At 55.1% G+C, this 18744-nt stretch carries 14 protein-coding genes; 5 read left to right on the top strand and 9 right to left on the bottom strand.

Annotated elements, in window-relative coordinates; translation table 11 throughout:
* Nucleotides 1-17: 17 nt before the first annotated feature.
* From B3729_RS18680 to B3729_RS18665, 4 genes are all read right to left on the bottom strand, one after another.
* A complete protein-coding gene (locus B3729_RS18680) occupies nucleotides 18-1841 on the bottom strand; it encodes a sensor domain-containing phosphodiesterase (RefSeq protein WP_286788667.1) in 1824 nt (607 codons plus the stop codon).
* 214 nt (nucleotides 1842-2055) lie between these two features.
* Nucleotides 2056-3015: an L-histidine N(alpha)-methyltransferase gene (gene egtD / locus B3729_RS18675; protein WP_286788666.1), complete on the bottom strand. Its 960-nt coding sequence runs from the start codon at nucleotides 3013-3015 to the stop codon at nucleotides 2056-2058.
* A 2-nt stretch (nucleotides 3016-3017) separates the two neighbouring features.
* Nucleotides 3018-4301: an ergothioneine biosynthesis protein EgtB gene (gene egtB, locus B3729_RS18670; protein ID WP_409438621.1), complete on the bottom strand. Its 1284-nt coding sequence runs from the start codon at nucleotides 4299-4301 to the stop codon at nucleotides 3018-3020.
* A 198-nt stretch (nucleotides 4302-4499) separates the two neighbouring features.
* Complete coding sequence (locus B3729_RS18665; protein WP_026003839.1) at nucleotides 4500-5717, bottom strand: maltoporin; 1218 nt, start codon at nucleotides 5715-5717, stop codon at nucleotides 4500-4502.
* Between the two features lie 202 nt (nucleotides 5718-5919).
* Between B3729_RS18665 and B3729_RS18660 the strand changes: the two genes are divergently transcribed.
* The 3 genes from B3729_RS18660 (at nucleotide 5920) to B3729_RS18650 (ending at nucleotide 13546) form a co-directional block, all read left to right on the top strand.
* Nucleotides 5920-7413, top strand: coding sequence for an MFS transporter (locus B3729_RS18660; protein WP_010798063.1), 1494 nt, complete (start codon nucleotides 5920-5922; stop codon nucleotides 7411-7413).
* Between the two features lie 116 nt (nucleotides 7414-7529).
* A complete protein-coding gene (locus B3729_RS18655; protein WP_286788664.1) occupies nucleotides 7530-11900 on the top strand; it encodes a DEAD/DEAH box helicase in 4371 nt (1456 codons plus the stop codon).
* Between the two features lie 62 nt (nucleotides 11901-11962).
* Complete coding sequence (locus tag B3729_RS18650) at nucleotides 11963-13546, top strand: methyl-accepting chemotaxis protein (RefSeq protein ID WP_409567367.1); 1584 nt, start codon at nucleotides 11963-11965, stop codon at nucleotides 13544-13546.
* Nucleotides 13547-13583: 37 nt separating this feature from the next.
* Here B3729_RS18650 and B3729_RS18645 read toward each other — a convergent pair whose 3' ends face one another.
* Together B3729_RS18645 and B3729_RS18640 are read right to left on the bottom strand one after the other, a co-directional pair.
* Nucleotides 13584-14312, bottom strand: coding sequence for a TorF family putative porin (locus tag B3729_RS18645; protein WP_074825426.1), 729 nt, complete (start codon nucleotides 14310-14312; stop codon nucleotides 13584-13586).
* A 329-nt stretch (nucleotides 14313-14641) separates the two neighbouring features.
* Entirely contained in the window at nucleotides 14642-15565 is a 924-nt protein-coding gene (locus B3729_RS18640) for a DUF6279 family lipoprotein (RefSeq protein WP_286788662.1), read from the bottom strand.
* A 210-nt stretch (nucleotides 15566-15775) separates the two neighbouring features.
* On the opposite strand from B3729_RS18640, the gene B3729_RS18635 reads away from it, so the two are divergent.
* Entirely contained in the window at nucleotides 15776-15922 is a 147-nt protein-coding gene (locus B3729_RS18635; protein WP_010798068.1) for a PA1414 family protein, read from the top strand.
* 312 nt (nucleotides 15923-16234) lie between these two features.
* Nucleotides 16235-17374 (top strand): PQQ-dependent sugar dehydrogenase, encoded by a 1140-nt coding sequence (locus B3729_RS18630; protein ID WP_286788661.1) that lies wholly within the window; start codon nucleotides 16235-16237, stop codon nucleotides 17372-17374.
* Between the two features lie 24 nt (nucleotides 17375-17398).
* Here the strand turns inward: B3729_RS18630 and B3729_RS18625 are convergent, their stop codons facing one another.
* From B3729_RS18625 to B3729_RS18615, 3 genes are all read right to left on the bottom strand, one after another.
* On the bottom strand, nucleotides 17399-17548 hold the full coding sequence (locus B3729_RS18625; RefSeq protein WP_010798070.1) for a hypothetical protein: 150 nt from the start codon (nucleotides 17546-17548) through the stop codon (nucleotides 17399-17401).
* 86 nt (nucleotides 17549-17634) lie between these two features.
* Nucleotides 17635-18243, bottom strand: a complete 609-nt coding sequence (locus B3729_RS18620; protein WP_286788660.1) for a hypothetical protein — start codon at nucleotides 18241-18243, stop codon at nucleotides 17635-17637.
* 78 nt (nucleotides 18244-18321) lie between these two features.
* Nucleotides 18322-18531, bottom strand: coding sequence for a cold-shock protein (locus tag B3729_RS18615; protein WP_010798072.1), 210 nt, complete (start codon nucleotides 18529-18531; stop codon nucleotides 18322-18324).
* Nucleotides 18532-18744: the final 213 nt, after the last annotated feature.

The following is an 18744-nucleotide window of genomic DNA, read 5'->3' as shown; positions in this document are numbered from 1 at the left end:
CCAATTTCGTATCAGAGCTAGTTCGTTGCGTAAGACGAGGAGAAAAGCGAGCCGCCCTGGCCAGAGGTCTGAGGCGTTACGGGTCGCCTGAGCCAGTGCTCAAGCTCAAGCGCACCCATGGGTTTGGCAATGTGGTAGCCCTGACCCTCATCGCATCCTAGCGCCAGCACGGTGTCCAGAATCTCGGGTGTTTCCACGCCTTCCGCGGTGACTTCGTATCCCAGGCCGTGTGCCAGTTCCACCATGGTGCGAACGATGAGTGCGTCCTTGTCGTCGCCTGGCAGGCAGCGAATGAAACTCTGATCGATCTTGATGTAATCCGTTGGTATCTGGCGGAGATAGATCAGGTTGTTGTATCCCGTTCCAAAGTCATCGATTGAGATAGAGGCTCCTAGATGCCGAAGCGCATCCAACTGGATGCGAGCGTTCTCAAAATTGCACATGAGCGAATTTTCCGTCACCTCGAACTCCACGCAGGAGGGCGGTACGCCATGTTTGGCCATTTTTTCCGCTACCCGCTCGGCAAAATCTGGATCGTCCAGGTCGTGGGACGAAATGTTGATCGACACATTGAAACAATGGCCGTCTGCTTTCCAAAGCGCATACTGGCTCAAGACAGCATCGATGACCCAGTAACTGATAGAGCGAATCAGGGCCGTTTTCTCAGCCAGTGCTATGAATTCGGTAGGCCCGATGGCGCCCAGCTTTGGGTGAGCCCAGCGCAACAGGGCTTCCACGCAGCGGCAGGCACCCGACTTGAGGTCTACGCGAGGCTGATAAAACAGGGAGAGCTGACCTTCGCTGTGCAGGGCGACCGGCAAGCTGCTCAACAGGGCAAAAGCCCGTTGCTGAGCAAGATCATGGGCCGAGTCGTAATAACGGCTCCCCATTCGACGTTCGCGGGCTATATCGGCTGTCGAGATCAGTGCCCTCAGCCAGTCGCGGGTGTCGCCGGGCTTGAGCTTGAGAATCCCCAGACCGGGACGGGTTTCAATCGGGATGCCGTTGTAGTCGATAAGCCCTGTCATACCGCGCTCGATGCAATCAAGCACTTCCTTGCCTTGCAGATCGGTCATGCCGTGGACCAGAAATGCAAAGCGGGCCGTACCGATGGAGTACAGCCGTATCCCCGAAGGCATCAGGGAAAGCAGTCGCTCCTTGATGGACTGGAGCAGTCCTTCGTAGTGGTCCTGGCCCAGCGCATTGAGCAGGCCATTAAGATAGAACGGGTCGAACACATCCATGGAGACAGCCAGCAGCTCTTCGGAGCTGCGCAGCATCGATTCGACATCTTCCAGCAGACGGCTGCGGTTAGGCAGCTGGGTAATAGGGTCTACGTAGCTGAGTGAACGCAGCGTCTCGATGCGCTCCATCAGCATATCGCGCAATTTACTGAGGAGTCGTACCTGGGCACCACTAAGTTCAGACCGTGGGTTGGTATCTATCAGGCATAAGGTGCCTAAGGCCAGACCTTCGTGGGTCCGTAACGGGATGCCGGCGTAGAAGCGTATGCCAGGGTTACCGGTTACCAGTGGATTATCCTTGAACCGTGGGTCGGTCTGGGCATCACGCACCTGCATGATGTTTTCATCCAGGATGGCATGAGAGCAAAACGAGATATCCCGAGGCGTTTCCTGCGCGTCGAGTCCGCGGATAGACTTGAACCATTGTCGATGCTCATCCACCAGCGAAACGATGGCAATAGGCACGTCGAAGAGTTCGGTAGCAATTTCGGCTATGTGGTCAAATGCGGGGTCAGCTGGGCTGTCCAGCAAGTTTGAACTGCGCAAAGCAGCCAAGCGCTCTGTTTCATTAGGCGGAAGGGCAGCGCCATTACTCATAAGCTAAATCCTGCAGACATGTCTGCTAAATAACACACCCATACTTTCGCATGAGCGCTCTACAGCTCATTTCCACTAAACAGTTAGTAATCGCAACGGTTTAGTACAACTATAGGAATAGCTTAGCCTAGGCATCTGCGCCAGAGTGGCGCATCGGCATCATGAGTACCCTAACGGTCAGCCCTTAACGACGCGGCTGACCGCTGCTTGAGCGCTATCGTCCCAGATAGTGCACGCTAAAGAGGGCCGCGGGATCTTTCCATACGGCTATTGGGGAAAAGCCAGCTTCCCGGCTCAAGGTTTCAAATCCTTTCAAACTGTATTTATAAGAGTTTTCGGTGTGCAGCGTTTCGCCCTGACGAAACATGAAGCGCTGGTCTTCGACACGAATCGTCTGGGCGCGGCGGCTGACCAGATGCATTTCAATGCGAGACTGCTGTTCATTGTAAAAGGCGTAGTGGCTGAAGCGCGAAGGATCAAGGTCAGTATCCATCTCGCGACGGATACGCTCCAGCAGATTGAGGTTGAACGCCGCGGTAATACCCTCGGCATCGTTATAGGCCGCCTCCAGGCGGGCCTTGCTTTTGACCAGATCCACACCGATCAACAGCCCGCTGCCCGGTGGCAGCAATCGATGGAGGTTACGCAGAAAGGCACATGCCTGGGTTGGCGTGAAGTTGCCGATGCTCGAACCGGGAAAAAAGGCCAGCACGGGCGCTTTTCCCAGCGTTTGTGGAAGCTTCATCGGCTGTGTGAAATCCGTGCACAGCGCACTTACGTCCAGCCAGGGGTAGTCGGCGGCCAGGCGGTGCGTGCTGGACAGAAGAAAGTCTCGGGAAATGTCCACACCCAGGTAGCTTTGAGGACGCAGGGCTTCCAGCAGGAGCCGAATCTTGCGGCTGGCACCACTGCCCAGTTCCATGAGCGTCATGCCGGAGCCTGCAATAGCAGCGATATCGCCAGCCGCTTCGGTCAGGATGCGCTCTTCAGTACGAGTCGGGTAGTACTCTTGCGTACCGGTAATGGCTTCGAACAGTTCGGAGCCGCGCTGATCATAGAAGTACTTGGGCGGAATGGCCTTGGGTTCGGCTGCCAAACCATTCAAGACATCTTCACGTAGGGAGTCGCTGGCGACGTCCGGTTGTTGATCGTAGAAGCGAACCGCTAGAGCCATGATCAGATCTCCTTGGCAAGGCGAAGGCCGGCGAATTGCCAACGCATGGCTGGGTAGAAGAAGTTACGGTAGGTCGCGCGAATATGATCGGCAGGGGTAGCGCAACAGCCGCCCCGCAAGACCATCTGCCCGGACATGAATTTGCCGTTGTACTCGCCTAGACTGCCATCCAGCGGCTTGAAGCCGGGGTAGGGGCGATAGGCGCTGCCGGTCCATTCCCAAACGTCTCCAAACAGCTGGCAGGGTTGATCGGGCGTGTGAGTCCTACAGGCCACAGGCGAGAGATGGTCCTGCTCGACAAAGTTGCCTGTACGCGAAAGACCGGCGGCGGCCAATTCCCATTCGGCTTCGGTTGGCAGGCGGGCGCCGGCCCAACTGGCGTATGCATCCGCCTCGTAAAAGCTCAGGTGACAGACGGGAGCCTGCTCATCGACAGGTTGTAGGCCGCCCAAGCCCATGGCGTACCAGCGGCCGTCTACGTTCTCCCAGTAGAGGGGTGCTTGCCAGCCGGCCTGCCGCACTTGGCTGAAGCCATCGGACAGCCAGAGATCACTGCGGCTATAGCCCTGATCTTCGATAAAGGCCATGTACTCACCGTTGGTGACCAGGCGACTCGCCAACTGAAACTCATCGACGAAGACGCGGTGGCGTGGTGTCTCGCAATCAAAGGCAAAACCGTCACCGCTATGGCCTATGTGGCGTACGCCAGCCGGATATGAAAGCCATGTCAGCGGAGTGGGATCAGCGTGTGTGGCTGGCTTGAGATCGTGCCGATATACCGGATGGAGAGGGTTCTGGGCCAGGATGTGCTTGATGTCCATGAGCAGCAGCTCCTGATGTTGCTGCTCATGGTGTAGCCCGAGTTCTGTCCGACGGGCGATTTCTTCAGCATGCTGTTCCGGCAGATGGTTTAGCAGTTCGAGCATGGCCTGATCGACCCATTGGCGAAAGCCATAGACCTCTGCAACGGTTGGACGGGAGATCAGCCCGCGCTTGGCTCGTGGGAATGGGGTGCCATGGGTTTCGTAATAGGAGTTGAACAGGTAATCGTAGGCGGGATCCAGCGTCTTGTAGCCCGGCAGGAAGGGCTTGAGAATGAACGCTTCGAAAAACCAGGTCACGTGGGCCAAATGCCATTTGGGCGGACTGACGTCTGGCATGCTTTGTATCAGGTAGTCTTCGGTCTGAAGGGGAGCACAAAGCTTTTCAGTAGCGGATCGAACCTGTGTAAAGCGTTCGATGAGGCAGCCAGGGGTGTCGAGAGCGAAGGCATCCACAGTGTTCATCTCGCGGGCGAGATGGCTCATGGCATTATCTCCAGGTCGTTCCGACAGATGCCGGAGGTGGGCTTCGTAGAACGGACCCGGAGAGAAACTTAAAGTTCTTTCTAGAATAGAGGCGGCTAAGATCGATTGCTTCTGGATGGTCGAAGGCTTATAGCCGTATCGGAGCTGGTGCCAGAATACGGCTATAACGCTACCGCTTTACCACCAGGTTTCCAATTGCACGCCGAAGTTTGAACCGTGACGCTGAGAGCCGAATGCCCCTGAATCAGACAGTGCAGTGTCTTGCGCTGCGCTTAGCTGAGCGGCACGGTTCCACTGCGCATAAGTCCAGTAGAATCGGATTTCGGGACGATCCATCAGGCCCATCCCGCCTAACGCAAGGGTGGGCGCCACGGTGAACTTGGTCAATTTGCGTGTGCCGCCTTCTTCAGGGTCGATCTGATCGTGGCCTGCTTCTACCAGAAGCTTGAAATGCTCGCTGAACGCATAGGATGGGCGGACACCAAAGGAGTACCACGTCTGGCCAGCGTTGTTAGGCGCGCGGTCACGCTGTACCAATGCCAGCAGCATTCCGCCAAAGCGCGGGGTAATCTGCCAGCGGGGCGATTCCAGAACCCTTATGCTCTTTACATCCTTGTCGGCTTGTACGTTACCGGTCTGGCCAAGCCCGATACCGGGACCTTCGCCGTATTGAACCGTAAACCGGTTTTCGCCACCAAAGAAATTCACCTGCTTATGTTCGGCCGAGATGGACCAGCCGCTGTGCGAATCTTCAACATGTCCGGCTTTCTGAATGTAGCTCAGGCCAATTTCAATCTCGGCGTCCTTGTTGGCCTTGATGCCGCCCAGGTTGATGTCGTGTCGGTTGGCCTTGTGCTTCTGTTCGATATTGTCTTCTCGGGAGAAGGCATAGCTCAGGCGTAGTCCTGTGTCACCCAGGCCATAGTCCTCGATACCTGCGCCTGTGCCGCTTGGGTTCCAGTAGTAGAAGTCATTGATGTGAATGTCGTGACGCTTGTAGTAGCGGCGACCGAACCAGAGGCCACCGCCGTTCAGTTCGGGCAACGCCAGACTGGTCCAGATTTGCGGCAAGCGAACATTGCCATTGTCGCCGCTAAACGTGGGCGACTGGTCATAGACATTGTAAAGGCTTGCCATGCCGTGCAATTTCCAGAGCGTCCCGTCAGCGCCCTTGTACAGTTCCTGGTGACCCTCTAGCTCCCAGTAGGTCTCGCACTCGTTACCCAAGCGGTATTTGGCAGGTGCTCCCGGAAGCTGAAAGCAGGACTGCTTACCGCCTGCATCAGCACCCCCTATACCAACACGTCCGTACCCATCAAATTCGAATGCCTGCCCTGTGAGCGGAAAGATGCATGCTAAAAAAGCCGCAGAGGTGCCGCGAATCATTGTTTTCATTAGTTATTTTCTCTATCCCGATAGCGCAATAGTTCTTTTTTTAAAAAAAGCTTTTCTCGGACTCGCTGTTTCTCGACGAGTTGCGTAGCGCCTCGCTGAACTACTTTTGTATGACCTAGCTCTCAATTTGTAGACGAGCTGTACAAAAGTGCCAGTCGCATCGCTGTGCGGCCCCTTTATAAAAATAGTGAGGACAAGAAATATGGCGGCCTCAGATGTTTCCGCTGTCCAAGAGACGGATTCCCCTTCTGGCAAAAAACTGCACGAGCACATTTACGAAACCAACCTTCCGGCCCGGCTCGACCGCCTGCCCTGGGGGCGCTTTCATACCCTCTTGGTCATGGCTCTGGGTATTACCTGGATTCTCGATGGTCTTGAAGTCACGCTGGCGGGTTCGGTAGCGGGCGCCTTGAAGGCGAGTCCCGCGCTTCAGTTGACCAATGCTGATGTTGGATTGGCAGGTGGCGTTTACATCGCCGGTGCAGTTCTGGGTGCGTTATTTTTTGGCTGGCTGACGGACCGGCTAGGGCGTCGCAAGCTCTTTTTCATCACACTGTTTCTCTATGTAGGTGCAACGTTTCTGACGGCGTTTTCCTGGAACCTGTGGAGCTTTCTGCTGTTCCGCTTCCTGACAGGCGCAGGCATTGGAGGCGAGTACACGGCCATCAATTCCACCATTCAGGAATTCACGCCAGCGCGTTATCGCGGCTGGGTTGACCTGACGATCAATGGCTCGTTCTGGGTGGGTGCAGCCCTGGGTGCCATGGGCTCCATTGTGTTTCTGGACCCCGAACTGCTTCCAGGCGACCTGGGGTGGAGAATGTGCTTTGGCATTGGGGCGGCGCTCGGGTTGATCATTCTATTCATGCGCATGTGGATACCCGAAAGCCCGCGCTGGCTCATGATTCATAATGAGCCGGAAGAGGCCAAGCGCATTGTCGATAACATCGAAAAACGCTTCGAAGCCGAAGGCTACAAGCTTGAGCCGGTCGATCCCAAATTCCATTTGCGCATGCGCGGTCGGGACCATACGCCACTCAAGGAAGTTTTCCAGAGCTTGTTTGTCGTGCATCGCCAACGCGCATTGGTAGGCATGACCCTACTGACAGCTCAGGCCTTTTTCTACAATGCAATCTTCTTTACCTATGCGTTGGTACTGACAGATTTCTATGATGTACCCTCAGAAAATGTCGGCTGGTATGTACTGCCATTTGCGCTCGGTAATTTCTGTGGTCCACTGCTCCTGGGGCGACTGTTCGACGTGGTTGGCCGCCGGATCATGATCAGCTCTACCTACGCTATTTCGGGTGTCCTGCTCATCATCACAGGCTATATGTTCCAGCAGGGTATGTTGGATGCAACGACTCAGACGATTGCCTGGATGGTTATCTTCTTCTTTGCATCGGCGGCAGCCAGCTCGGCCTATCTGACCGTTGCTGAAACGTTCCCGTTGGAAATCCGCGCCTTGGCGATTGCAGTGTTCTACGCCTTTGGTACAGGGCTTGGTGGAATTATTGGCCCAACCCTGTTTGGTCAGCTGATTGAGAGTGGTAGCCGAGTCAACGTCTTCTATGGCTACGCCATTGGCGCTAGCCTCATGATTGCAGCAGGGATAGTGCAGTCGATCTGGGGCGTGGCAGCCGAACGCAAGTCACTCGAGTCAGTCGCGCGACCGCTGTCGCTGGCAGACAATTGAGTCAGAAGGCTTGATGCAATCGTCTGTTACTAAGCCGGGCGAAGTAGAGAAATCCACTCGTCCGGCTTCGTTTATACCGCCTTGTCTGTTATCGAAGTCGCTCCCATAGTGGGGTCATGACTTATCCTTTACGTCCCGCTTCCAGCCAAGAGGCTCTGGCAGGTTTTCATCCTGCCGTGCAGTCCTGGTTCTCGCGTACCTTCGCCTATCCAACCCAAGCCCAGCAGCATGCCTGGCCTGCCATCAGGGCAGGACAGTCGACGCTGGTCGCAGCCCCTACCGGCTCTGGCAAGACCCTGACAGCCTTCATGGCGGCAATCGATGAACTGGTACGCCTGGGTGTTGAACACAACGGTGCCTTGCCGGATGAGACCTGGGTTGTTTACGTTTCACCGCTCAAGGCGTTATCGAACGATATTCGAATCAATCTGGAAAAGCCGCTCGCAGGTATCACGGCTGAGCTTGAACAGTTTGGTTTGCCGCCTGTAGCGATCCGAACGGCCGTCAGAACAGGCGATACACCGCAGCGCGAGCGTAATGCCATGCGTAAACGGCCGCCACACATCCTGGTGACGACGCCAGAATCGCTTTATGTACTGCTGGGCTCAGACTCTGGACGCGCGCTTCTACATACGGTGCGCAGCGTCATTGTGGATGAGATCCATGCCATTGCTGACGGAAAGCGGGGCAGTCATTTGAGTCTTTCTCTTACGCGCCTGGAGGCCTTATGCGAGCGGTCTCTGGTGCGTATTGGATTGTCGGCTACACAAAAGCCTATCGGCGCCGTCGCGCGCTTCCTGGTGGGGTGCGATAGAACAGGGCAGGAAAGACCTTGTGCGGTCGTTGATATCGGCCATGATCGTGTTCGGGATCTTGCTCTTGAAGTACCGCCCGCTCCGCTGCAGCCTGTGATGTCCAATGAAGCGTGGGAAGGGCTTTATGATCGTCTGGCCGAGCAGGCTGAGGCCCATCGAACGACGCTGATTTTCGTCAATACGCGCCGTATGGCCGAGCGCATGGCCAGGCATCTGACGGACCGGCTCGGCAGTCGGGCAGTGGCCGCCCACCATGGCAGTCTGGCCAAGGAGCAGCGCCTCGACGCCGAGCAGCGCCTCAAGCGTGGCGAACTCAAGGTGCTTGTAGCAACCGCATCGCTGGAATTGGGCATCGATATTGGTGAGGTTGATCTGGTCTGCCAGATCGGGTCACCTCGCTCCATTGCCGCTTTTCTTCAACGTGTAGGCCGCTCGGGTCACCATGTTGAAGGAATTCCGAAAGGGCGACTGTTCCCAACGTCTCGGGATGATCTGATCGAATGTGCAGCGCTGCTTGATTGCATCCGACGTGGCGAAATGGATACGTTGGTTATTCCTAGGCAGCCGCTGGATGTGCTGGCACAACAGGTCGTAGCGGAAACCGCATGCCGTGAGTGGGACGAGGACGCCTTGTTTACGCTGGTCCGATGTGCCGAGCCCTATGCGGCACTGTCACGAACTGACTTCAACGCGGTAGTGACGATGCTGTGTGAAGGCTATAGCCATCGGCGAGGTGTTCGGACCGCCTATGTGCACCGCGACGCCGTGAACGGGCTCTTGCGCGGTCGTCGTGGTGGCAAGATGACTGCGGTCATGAGCGGTGGGACCATTCCTGAAACCGGCGATTATTCTGTCGTGCTGGAGCCGCAGGGGCATGGGATCGGGACGGTCAATGAGGACTTCGCGGTCGAGAGTCTGGTTGGCGATATCTTTCAGCTGGGCAATACGTCCTATCGAATTCTCAAGATCGAAAGTGGACGTGTCCGCGTTGAGGACGCACAGGGTCAGCCGCCCACTATTCCATTCTGGCATGGCGAGGCACCTGGGAGAACAGATGAGCTCTCACACGGTGTTTCGCGCTTGCGTCATGAGCTGGAGCTACGCTTATCCGATACGGCGTCGGTCATCGAATGGCTGAAAGTGGAAAAAGAGCTTCCAGCGGCGGCGGCTGAGCAGATCGTCGATTATCTGGGACGTGCTCGACAGATGCTGGGTGCGTTACCGACCCGGCAGACGCTGGTAATGGAACGGTTTTTCGATGAGGCAGGCGGCATGCAGCTTGTCATCCACTCGATTTATGGAAGCCGTGTCAACCGAGCCTGGGGACTGGCGCTGCGCAAGCGATTCTGCCGCCGATTCAATGTGGAGCTGCAAGCGGCGGCGACAGAGGATGCTCTCATCCTTTCGCTCTCTACCAGCCATAGTTTTCCGCTGGAAGAGGTGTGGCGGTACCTGCACTCAGCAAGTGCGGAGCACATTCTTATACAGGCGCTGCTTGAGGCACCGCTTTTTGGCATTCGCTGGCGCTGGAATGCCACCACCGCATTGGCCTTGCCGCGGTTCACGGCAGGTCGGAAGGTCGCGACTCAGGTCCAGCGGATGCGCAGCGATGATCTGCTGGCAACCGTCTTTCCCGATCAGGTGGCTTGTCTGGAAAACATTGTTGGCGAGCGTGAGGTTCCTGAGCATCCGCTGGTCAAACAGACCCTGCATGACTGCCTACAGGTATCCATGAATAGCCGCGCCTGGCTGGAGCTGCTCGGGAATATCGAGGCGGGTACGGTCGCGACAAAGGTCTGCGATCTGCCTGCACCGTCACCCCTTGCAGCCGAAATTCTTACCGCACGCCCCTATGCCTTTCTGGACGATGCTCCTTTAGAGGAGCGCAGAACGCTGGCTGTGATGAATCGGCGTTGGTTGGATTCCGTGACTGGCGATGATCTGGGTGCGCTCGATGCCGAGGCGATTGACTCAGTACGGGAGCAGGCTTGGCCGCAGGCACGTGATGCCGATGAGCTGCACGAAGCGCTCACAGGACTAGTGTGCATGACTGAAAAAGAGATGTCTGCGCAAAATAGCTGGAAACCGTTTCTGGCCAAGTTACTCAAGGCAGGGCGGGTATGCCGTGTTGTTACGCCGCATCAGGTCTTTTGGGCCCCGGTTGAGCGTGTACGCCTTTTGGAACTGGTTTATCCGGGAATGACACGTGATCCTGATGGCTCACTGCCTGTCGAACTTGATGAGATATGCACTCGGGAAGAGGCGCTGGTAGAGCTCATACGTGCCCGGCTGATAGGCTTCGGTCCGCTGACGTTAAAAATGCTGAGCCAGCACACGGGGCTTTCAATCTCAGAGCTCATGGTGGCACTCGCTGCACTGGAGCGGGAAGGTTATGTTTTGCGGGGGCGTTTCACGCCTGTCGCTGCTGAAGAGGAATGGTGTGAGCGTCATCTGCTGGCTCGCATTCACCGCTATACCGTCAACCGGCTACGTCGTGAGATTGAGCCGGTGAGTTGTACGGATTTCATGCAGTTCCTGTTTGACTGGCAGCACGTCACACCTGAGACCCAGGCCAGAGGGATCGAAGCCTTGTCAGCGGTACTGACCCAGCTGGAAGGGTATCAGGTGGCTGCTGCAGGCTGGGAAAGTGAGATATTACCTGCGCGCCTGCCGGATTATGGCTTTCATTGGCTGGATGATCTGTGTCGTAGCGGGCGTATGGTGTGGATGCGCCTGGATCCCGTAAGCAAGGCTGCTGGCGGACCTGTACGAGCTTCTCCCATTGTTTTATTGCCCAGACGCGACTTGGCTGTCTGGAATGCGCTATCTGCTCATTCGGCCGAGCCGGAGCTTTCACCTAGGGCACAAAAGGTCCTGGATGCCCTGTCCCGTCGCGGCGCGCTGTTTTTTGACGAACTGATGAGCGAAGCTCGTTTGTTGCGGACAGAGCTGGAAAATGCCCTGGGCGAGTTGGTCAATACAGGGATGGTCAACGCAGACAGCTTTGCCGGATTGAGGGCGTTGTTACTGCCAGCTGCCAAGCGAGGCAGCCGTACCACGAGTCGTCGGGGCAGGGTGCCTCTGTATGGCGGGATGGACGATGCAGGCCGCTGGGCATTGATTCGGCGGCCTGCAGCAGAAGCCGTGCAGCAGGTATCCAAAACCCCACGCTGGAGTGATGACGTCATGGAGCACATTGCCTGGGTGTTGCTGAGGCGATATGGCGTCATCAGCTGGCACCTGCTGGCACGGGAGGCAGACGCCTTGCCGCCCTGGCGCGAACTGCTGCGCATGTATCACCGTCTCGAAGCGCGAGGAGACATACGCGGTGGGCGTTTCATAGCGGGTCTTTCCGGTGAGCAGTTCGCCTTGCCGGAAGCTGTTGCGCTACTACGCGCCGTGCGAACACGTGCCGCAACTGAACGCTATGTGCGTATTGCCGCCGTAGACCCACTCAATCTTGCCGGTACACTGCTATCTGGAGCCAAGGTCCCTGCGGTTATGGGGAATCGGCTGCTGTTCAGAAATGGCGTACCGATTGCGGCCTGGGTGGCCGGTAAGTTCAAGGCGTTGATCGCCTTAGAGCCAGAGGAAGAACAAAAGGCCCGGCTACTGCTGATTCGAGGTGACGCCTACCTTGCACAGACAGGCGTAAGCAGCGTTTATGAATAGTGTGCTCATTACTTTGCCATTTGTCGTGATTAGATAAGTTTAATCAGGCGCTTACTCAATAAATGCAGGCAGCAGGTCGATACCTCCTACGACACGACTGTGTCGACCCATTAAACAATTATTTCTTGGTAGAGGGCATGCCTGTGTCCGAGTCCGTTTACTCCCTAACTACTTACTACCGCAAGGCCGATAAGTTGATGTTGGCTGTGGTTTGGGTCATGTTCGTCTATTCGCTCTGCCTGACCTACTGGGAAGGAAGTCTTACGCAGGCCCTGCTTGTCGGTGGAGCACTGGCTGCTTTGCCCACAGTGCTTTATAGCGTTGCACCCGGCTCACGCCTGATGCGTTGCACCATAGCCGTTGTATTCATGGGTTTTGCTGCATTGCAGATCCACCTCTTGCGAGGCATGGAAGAAATGCACTTCGGCGTCTTTGTACTGTTGGCGTTTCTGGTGTATTACCGGGACTGGTTACCCATTCTCATAGCGGCGGGCGTTATCGCTGTTCATCATGTTGGATTTTATGCAATCCAAGCGTCAGGATGGGATCTGCATGTCATCCATCGTAGCGAAACATGGGGCGTTATTTTCCTGCATGCGTTTTATGTGGTGTTGGAAAGCGCCATTCTTATCTATCTGTCGCTTCATACCCGTAAGCAGGCGGTTGTCAGTGAATCCTTGTTACTGGCAGTAAACTATCTGACACGTCATGGTCAGGCGGTCGATCTGAGCTATCGCATTTCACTGAAAAATGAACTGACAGACCGGTTCAACGGATTTCTTGACTCGCTCGACCACACTGTTGGAAGTGTCGTTTCTAACAGCCAAGGGCTCTCTGTTGCCGGTGAGGGTATGGCTAAAGCCACTTCTCACATGCGTGAGGGCTCACGCATACAGCATAAGCAAATTACTAAGGTTTCATCTGCTATTGATCAGATGGGAGCCACAATCGGGGTAGCTGCTGAACAGGCTCAGCAGGCTGCTCAAGTAGCCGGTCAGGCGACTAAGCGTGCTTATAAAGGCAGTACCGATCTGAATGCCATGCAAAAGGAATTCAGCCTTCTGGCTGAGCATCTTGAGGGAACCGATGAGGAAATGCGCGCTTTGGCCGCTCACTCTCAACAGATCGGAAAAGTGCTGGAAGTCATCAAAGCGATTGCCGAGCAAACTAACCTTCTGGCGCTTAACGCAGCCATCGAGGCGGCCCGGGCTGGAGATCAGGGTCGAGGGTTTGCGGTGGTGGCAGATGAGGTGAGGGCATTGGCGCAGAAGACAGCGGCCTCGACCTCAGAGATCGAAAACATCATTGGCTCATTGCAGATGGGAAGCAAAAGTGCAGTAGAAGCCATGCAGGAAAGCCGAGAGCGCGCGGTTCGCTGCGCTAGCGATGTGCACAAGAGCGCTCAGTCCTTGCAATTGATCTCCGATGACATCCGTGCCATTAACGATATCAATGCGCAAGTAGCAGCTACCTCCTGTCATCAGGTTGAAGTCACTGGCGAGGTAAGTAAACACCTCTACTCTGTACGGACAATCACCGAAAAGAATGCTTTAGAAGCGGAAGGGCTTGAGCATGAAAGCCAGCGTTTAAAAAGCCTCTCAGAGCAGTTCCATCAATTGAGTAGTGTTTTCAAAACCAGCCTTTAACCTATTGCATCCAGCGGTCCTATGACCGCTGGGTGACTTAAAACAGAGGGTGCGACGCCTTTAGCAATAAAGCGGTATCGCAGTAGGCGTTGTGTCCTGAATAGGATGAGCAATCCTGTCCCTGAAGACTGGTTCCGGTGTAAGAAAAGTTGAACTGAGTATCAGCCCATTTGCGGGTCAGATTTACCGACCAATCATTATACGAGCGAACCATGTCGCCACTTGCCAGCGTCACCGGCGAGTTCAGCATGTAATTTCCATAACGCATGGAAAGGCCCATTCCGAGAATCGGAGTAGTGCCCAGGTCCGCGTAAAGAGATGTGTTGCTACGGTCGGGATCATTGGCGAACGCCGCGCCAAAGCGGCTACCGAAGATGCTAATACCAGAGTAGATTTCCCGGCTGGGTTCTACGTCCTGCGTGACGTGATCATAATTGATCAGACCGAATTCATAACCGTATCCGCTGCTGGCAAAGCGATGCTTGTAGCCCGCATAAGTATCCATTTCAATGGATAGGTTATCTGCGGAGGATCCGCTGTTCGCCGTCCACTGGCCAAAGTACAAGCCAGTGTCATGGGTGAAATCCAGACCGCCATTTACTGCGCCGTTAGAAGGCTTGACGAGCCCCTGGGCCATAGTGCGCGTCTGGGTCGTTCCCAGTGTCATATCGAAGCCGCCCAGGTCACGCTGCAAGAGCGTCTGGGCTGTAGCAGTACCGGAGGCAAGAGCCGCCACAATAAAAACAAGCCATGAAGGGTTTGGCATGGGTTTCACTCCCCTAGGTTTAACAGGAGCGGCGATTGCTCAGCAGCCTGCACTAGCAGGCAAACAGCCAGAGGCCAAAGCAATGCCTGACGTCAACATTCATCCGTGGTTGAGCAGGTAGTTAATATTCAAAAAAGTCCGCCACGTGGAACACGCTACGTTCTTGTTATGACAGGAGGAGCCAGGCACTCAGGCACGTAAAACAGGCTCAGGGGAATAATATCGATCTAGCCGAATTGGAAAAGGTCATTCGTCGGTTAAATTTTGACCAATATTACAAACTTAGGAATAAGACCTCAGGTAATTACTCAACAGTTCCGCTGATCGTGCTAATTTTTCGTTCTATCGCACCGTTGAGGTTCAAGGTCTTTCTGTATATCCGTTAATCGACTGACGATCTGATTACGCTGTGTTTCATCCGTGGTTTTGTACACGTCGTCAATAAGCGAAATCGCTGCCTCCTGGGTTTTCGAAAAGCTTTCCCGGTAAGCAGGCGTCCACAGGCTTTCCCGATCCTGCAGCAGCTGTTTGACGCGCTGTGGGAAATCTGGCTCGCCGCGATGTTGCAAGGCCTCAAGCAGTTCTCGCTGCCACTGAATCCGATTGCCGACCCAGGCCTGATTTTGATCACCAAGTTGCACCGACCATTGCATGATTCGGTCTTTCTGAGCCGGATTGAGCGAGCCTGTCCAGAAGCTGATGCGTTCCTCCATACGAGCGGCCCGATCTCGAATCTGTTCGCCGCGAGAAGGGTCGAGGTACTTTTTACGACGGTCCTTGATGTCACGGTCCAGCTCTTCCTTCAGCTCTGCGACCTGCTGATCGGTCAGCTGTTTTAACAGATCGGTACTGGTCGGTGTGATTTCAACCGCCAGGGTATCGACGGCCTGTTTGAGTTCATCCATGCGGGCCCTGATCGTTACTGGGGATACCTGCTGGTTACGCACCATAGTCTTGATGCCATCCATCCACTCTAGATAGCGAGGCAGCTCGTGGCTACAGTGCCAACGTAGATGGTCCGCCAACCGTTCGTCAAACCAACGACGCTGCTCGGAGTTCATGTCGAGGTAATCGTTCATCGACCACGGTATAAGCGTATTGAGGTGCTTATAGGCAAATCCGACACGGGTACAGGCCCCGATACTCAGGGCAATGGCAAAGATGACCAACCAGGGTGAAAGCGGAACACGCATGAATACTGCCTCTTCCAGAGCACTACTGTTTAGTCCTTCAAAAACTGGTTCTGGTTGCATACTTGTCTGTTTGCAACGTAGCGCACAGGCCGTTTGGGTTGAGCGAAATATAGTGTTACGGCTGGGGCAATAGTTCTGGAATTGAATAGGGCAAAATTGACTCAATATTAAGGTAAGCCTGCCGATAATCTGTTGAGTGCGTTATTCAGGCAATTTTCCGGCAGACACGTAGTCTCTGTATTACAGGTAGTAGATCTCAGGAGATCGGTGATGAAAGAACGTATTCAAGAGCTGGCGTCCAAATTGATCGAGGCGCTGGGCCTGGCTGATCAGCCGCGTCTTCAGCCTATTCCTGTGCGCAGCCGCGAGCGGGAGCGTTTGGCAGAAGAGCAGCGTCGTCGCGCACGTCGTCGCTAACCCCTACTTAAATTCTATGCATTGAACGCTTGTCTTTGCCGTAGCCCGTATAGTCAAGTCGGTAACGGCAACGTCCAATGCAGGAGTCGATGCTGATCACGGCTCCTCTTCCCTGATTAACCCCTGCAACCAGAATCGCTAACACTGCTTTCACAGCACTGATCTGCTATAGGGTAATACCATCCCTGTTAAAAGGTGCCGAAACGGACTACGTCTGTAAGCGTTCGCTTATTGTAACTGTCTATGTGAGTGGGCCTTTTTAGCCGAAGTAAAGCGCTACAGTCAGTTTTCCGGTTAAAAAGGGGGAACACTATGTTTAGGTGGGCGTTGGCAGCGGGCGCGTTGCTGTTAAGTAATGTAGTCATTGCTCAGGGACAGGTCGCTACCTATCCCAGTGAGAAAGGCAAGGTGAGCGTTACGGTCATTAAGAAAGGCTTGGACCATCCGTGGGGGCTGGCTTTTTTGCCTGATCAAAAGGGAATGCTGGTAACCGAGCGGCCGGGGCGCCTACGTGTACTCAAGAGCGACGGCTCTGTATCTAACCCTATTGCAGGCTTGCCGGCTGTCTACAATCGCAGCCAGGGCGGCTTGATGGACGTGGCTTTGTCTCCTTCTTTTGCTGAGGATCGTCTTATTTATCTCAGCTACTCCGAAGGGGGAGGCGAGGATGACAAGGCTGGTACGGCGGTTGGGCGAGGCGCGCTCTCTGCTGACATGACCCGTGTGGAAGGCTTTACCGTGATTTTCAGGCAAGAGCCCAAACTTTCTACCGGTGCGCATTTCGGCTCGCGGCTGGTGTTTGATCAGCAGGGCTATCTATTCATTGCGCTGGGTGAGAACAACCAGCGTATCACGGCGCAGGAGCTCGATAAGCTCCAGGGCAAGCTTGTTCGCATCAAGGCCGATGGCACCGTTCCGAACGATAACCCCTTTGTAGGCCAGTCAGGTGCTCGCCCGGAGATCTGGTCCTATGGGCATCGCAACCAGCAGGGCGCGGCCCTGAATCCCTGGACCGGACAGGTCTGGACGAATGAGCATGGGCCTCGTGGAGGAGATGAGGTCAATATTCCGCTGGCAGGTAAAAATTATGGTTGGCCTGTGGCTACCCACGGGATCAACTACTCCTATACACCCATTCCGGAAGCAAAGGGCAAGGACGTACCAGGGACAGAGCAGCCATTGTATGTATGGGAGAAGTCGCCGGGCGTCAGCGGCATGGCCTTTTACTCAGCCGATCAGTTTCCCGCCTGGAAAAACAGCCTCTTCATTGGCGCTCTTGCTCAAGAGAGTCTGATCCGGCTGCAGCTAGAGGGCGACAAGGTTGTTCATGAGGAGCGTTTGCTGGAAGAAAAAGGGGCACGTATCCGGGACGTTCGCCAGGGACCTGATGGTTATCTGTACGTATTAACGGATTCGTCAGAAGGGGAAGTGCTGAAAATAGGGCTTGAATGAAGAAGGGCGCATACGCGCCCTTTCTCAGTTATAACCCGTGCCGTCTTTCATGCGATCAGGGCTGTTGGGAGAGGGCGGGTTACGCTCCGAATCCACCTGGGCATGTTCTGTGCGACGTGGCTTTTCTGCTTGATCTCTTTTTTCGTTTTCGGCATTTCGCGTTTGTTCAGTCATGGCTCACCTCGCATTGCGTGGTTATGAATGGCTCATAAGGTGTGACTGAACTTATACAGACCCGTTCAATGTTTTTCGGCCAACGGTCATTGCAGTGTCTGAAACGTTGGCTGCTCAGCTATCAAGGTCTTTAGCAGCTCGTTGACCTGCCGGGTAAAGGTATCGGTAATCGCTTCGCCGGTTGTATGTCCCATGAAGGGAAGAAACCAGATACCCATCCAGGTCTTGATGGAATCATCGTTACGGTGCCGGGCAACTGGGTGCAGGCTAGGGTCGAATAACTCGCCTGTCAGGGTAAAGTTGTCCTTGGCCACGCCGGGGACAATAAATAGCGTTGCGCCGGTAAGCATGCCGCTGGCAACAGAAGCTGCCATGGCGCTGTGGTTGTATAGCTTCAACTTGAGTACGTAATCACCAGGCTCGGCACGATCAGGCGCCAGGCTGTAATGACTGAAAAGCTCCGAGGTCTGCAATGCCTGGATGAGGGCCGGTTCCAGGCCTTCACGCGCTACTGGAATGGATCGGGCATCCCCATCGCCGGGTTCGCCCCGGTAGAAATTGAATTCCACGTGTAATCCAGGACGGGCGAAAGACGGCGAAGCGATGGGCGCTGGTGTAGGGGCGACCTGATCGCCTGGAAACACCGCACATCCTGATAGGGTCAGAAGCAGAACGAGTCCCAGTTTACGAAGCATATATCATCCTGTTATCTGTCGTGCAGGCATAAAAAAAGCCCAGCTTTGCAGCGGGGCTTTTTCGAGAAGTCGGGGTAGTTAGACTACCTGAACCTCATCAGCCTGCAGGCCCTTCTGGCCTTGCACGACCAGGAAGGAAACGGCTTGACCTTCCTTCAGGCTCTTGAAGCCAGTGCTCTGAATGGCACGGTAGTGTACGAAAACGTCCGGGCCGCTCTGCGGAGTGATGAAGCCGAAGCCTTTTTCATCGTTGAACCACTTGACGGTACCGGTTTGGCGAGTAGACATGGATTGCTCCCTGAACAAAGATTTTTGACAGCGCTGGAACTGCCCAGGCTGCGACTGAGTGCAAAGAGTCACCACTGCTAAGCGTGGCCATGGCCTCGCCGATAAACGGTACACGTGCAACACAGTGCAGGCACTGTAACGCTTTCGAAGATTTTGTCTAGCCCTTTTGCCAGGGCATTTCATGGTTTATCGGTTGAGCAGAATATGTCAGGT

It is taken from the genome of Pseudomonas sp. UBA3149, assembly GCF_002364655.1.
Taxonomy (GTDB): Bacteria; Pseudomonadota; Gammaproteobacteria; order Pseudomonadales; family Pseudomonadaceae; genus Chryseomonas; species Chryseomonas luteola.
This window is presented reverse-complemented; position numbering and strand designations above follow the sequence as displayed.